The 2,721-nt window shown below is 39.9% G+C and carries 2 protein-coding genes; both read left to right on the top strand.

Features of this window, described 5'->3' with window-relative positions:
- Positions 1-151 precede the first annotated feature (151 nt).
- Positions 152-1,693 carry an IS21 family transposase gene (istA, locus tag BHF68_RS07240; protein ID WP_069642993.1) on the top strand — a complete coding sequence of 514 codons (1,542 nt, stop codon included), beginning with the start codon at positions 152-154 and terminating at the stop codon, positions 1,691-1,693.
- On the top strand, positions 1,686-2,429 hold the full coding sequence (gene istB, locus BHF68_RS07235; RefSeq protein ID WP_069642992.1) for an IS21-like element helper ATPase IstB: 744 nt from the start codon (positions 1,686-1,688) through the stop codon (positions 2,427-2,429). Before istA ends, istB begins: the two co-directional genes overlap by 8 nt.
- Positions 2,430-2,721 lie beyond the last annotated feature (292 nt).

The raw sequence follows: 2,721 nt of genomic DNA, 5'->3' as shown, positions 1-2,721 counted from the left end.
TGAGTAATATTTTAGAAATGAACCACGTGTGTACTTGAAATGAGCCACCATGTTCATCAGATAGAGCCACTATGGTCATGGCGAGAGCCACCTCTTGTATAATGGATAAATGCACCATCAGGTGCAAATCAAATACAGGAGGTCAAACCAAATGACCAAATATCGAGAAATCCTTAGGCTTAATAGTCAAGGTATGAGCCAACGCAGTATTTCATCTAGCTGCCAGTGCTCACGAAACACCGTCAAGAAAGTCCTTGAACGTGCAGAGAAGCAAAATATTGCTTGGCCGTTTAAGGAAGATTTAACCGATGCAGAACTCCAGGAAATACTGTTTCCGGAAAAAAGCGCTATCTCTAATCGCAGGTTACCAGACTGCGAGTACATCCACAAAGAGATGGCCAAAAGTGGAGTCACTTTAAGTCTTTTGTGGAACGAGTATTGTGAACAGTGCCGGCTAAGTGGAGAAATCCCGCTTATGTACAGTCAATTTTGCAGGCATTATCGCAAATATGCTCACACAACAAAAGCTACCATGCGAGTCAAAAGAAAACCTGGTGAAATTCTAGAAGTAGACTGGGCTGGAAAAACAGCCAGTATACAGAACAATATTACTGGGGATCCAATACCTGTATACATCTTTGTTGCTACCTTAGCATGTAGTCAATATACATATGTAGAAGGCTTCTTGTCTATGAACATGGAAAGTTGGATCCAAGCACACGTGAACACATTTGCATACATGGGTGGAGTTACAAGGATCTTAGTTCCAGATAACTTAAAAACAGGTGTAGATAAAGCATCACGTCATGAACCAAAAATCAACAGAACATATCATGAAATGGCAGAACACTATGGAACTGCTGTGATTCCAGCTCGTGTAAGACACCCAAAGGACAAGCCTAACGCTGAAGGTGCTGTAGGAGTTATTACCACATGGATTATTGCCTCACTACGCAATCAGCAATTCTTTTCTCTAGCAGAACTCAATAAAGCAATAAGATATAAACTAGAAGAATTCAATCAAAAACCATTTCAAAAAAAGCAAGGAAGCAGACAAATCGCATTTCTCGAAGAAGAAAAATCTCTACTCATGCCATTGCCTGCCTCCCCATACGAACTTGCCACTTGGTCAATGGCATCCGTACAATATGATTATCACATATCTGCAGACAAAAATCATTATTCCGTTCCTTTTGAATATATTCGTCATACAGTTGATGTACGTCTGACCAGTAATACAGTGGAAGTATTTTATCATAACCATCGTATTGCTTCCCATGTGCGGTTAAAGAACCAAGAAGGCCAATACGTTACTATTGCGGATCATATGCCAGAAACACACAAGAAATATCTAGCTACTGATTCAGACTACTTCAGAGAATGGGCATCTTCCGTTGGTAAACATACAGAGATAGTCGTAGATGCTATATTATCTTTTCACAAAGTTGAGAAACAAGGTTATCGTTCTTGTACATCCCTTATGAAATTAGCAGATAAATACTCTCTAACTCGATTAGAGGCAGCTTGTAAGAGGGCGCTCAGCTATTCGCCAAAACCAAACTTTAAAACAGTACAGACAATTCTACAGACAGGACAAGATAAAATACAGGACCAAGCTATAGAAACTAAAAGACACTCTTCACACGGTTTCACTAGAGGCGCATCCTACTATGGAGGTCCTGCAAATGATTAATCCAGCAACCGTTACTAAATTACATGAAATGCGTTTGTCTGCAATGGCTGAGACATTTATTAAGCAAACATCTAGTCAAGAATACCAAGATCTTTCTTTCGAAGAACGGTTTGGCTTAATCGTAGACATGGAATGGGCGAGACGTAAGAACAATAAGCTACTTAGTCTAATTAGAAAAGCAGAATTTCGCTACCCCCAAGCTAGCATTGAAGACATTGAATACCATGCTGATCGAAAGTTAGATAAAGGACAAATTCTAAGATTATCTACATGTGCTTATATAGAGGAAAAACGCAACCTCATAATCATGGGAGCCTCTGGTAGTGGGAAATCGTATATAGCATGCGCTTATGGAATGACTGCATGTCGCCACTACTATCCAGTTAAATATATACGACTACCGGATTTATTAGATGAGCTAGCTGTCGCTCGTGGAGAAGGCAATTTCAAAAAAATAATGAAACAATACAAGAAAGTCAGTCTACTAATTATTGATGAATGGTTATTAACTCCACTTAAAGAAACACAAGCTATGGATCTATTAGAAATAGTGGAATCAAGGCATCAAAATGCATCAACTATCTACTGCAGTCAGTTTGCTCCAGATGGCTGGCATGAAAAAATTGGTGAAGATACTCTAGCAGATGCTATTCTTGATCGCATTGTCCATGACTCATATAAGATATTAATAGATGGCGCAATATCCATGCGCGAACGTAACGGAATAAACACTTAATTAGTTATCTGGGGACTCTGTCCCCAAACCCCTGTCCTCGCCGGAAGGCAGGTGCCTGTTTTCACAGACACCAAGAATAGGATGTAAAACTGCGTGGCTGTCAAGGGTGAACTTCGCGAGCAAAAACCGCTCGCCCTTGACAACCTGCGTAGTTGGTTGATGCTATTAAAAATCTAAAAAAGAATAAAGATAAAACTAGTGTGGCTCTCACTGATGCACATACTGGCTCAATTTGATGCACATACTGGCTCTGACTCATCACACTGGTGGTTCTATTTAAGTGCAATAAACA

Origin of the sequence: Desulfuribacillus alkaliarsenatis, assembly GCF_001730225.1 — a bacterium.
GTDB classification, from domain to species: domain Bacteria; phylum Bacillota; class Bacilli; order Desulfuribacillales; family Desulfuribacillaceae; genus Desulfuribacillus; species Desulfuribacillus alkaliarsenatis.
The sequence above is the reverse complement of the archived record's forward strand: the minus strand, read 5'-3'. Positions and strand labels throughout refer to the sequence as shown.

What these genes read in the sequence shown, in the direction of transcription:
- istA (WP_069642993.1), top strand. Translation starts at nt 152, where the DNA reads ATGACCAAATATCGAGAAATCCTTAGGCTTAATAGTCAAGGTATGAGC.
- istB (WP_069642992.1), top strand. Translation starts at nt 1,686, where the DNA reads ATGATTAATCCAGCAACCGTTACTAAATTACATGAAATGCGTTTGTCT.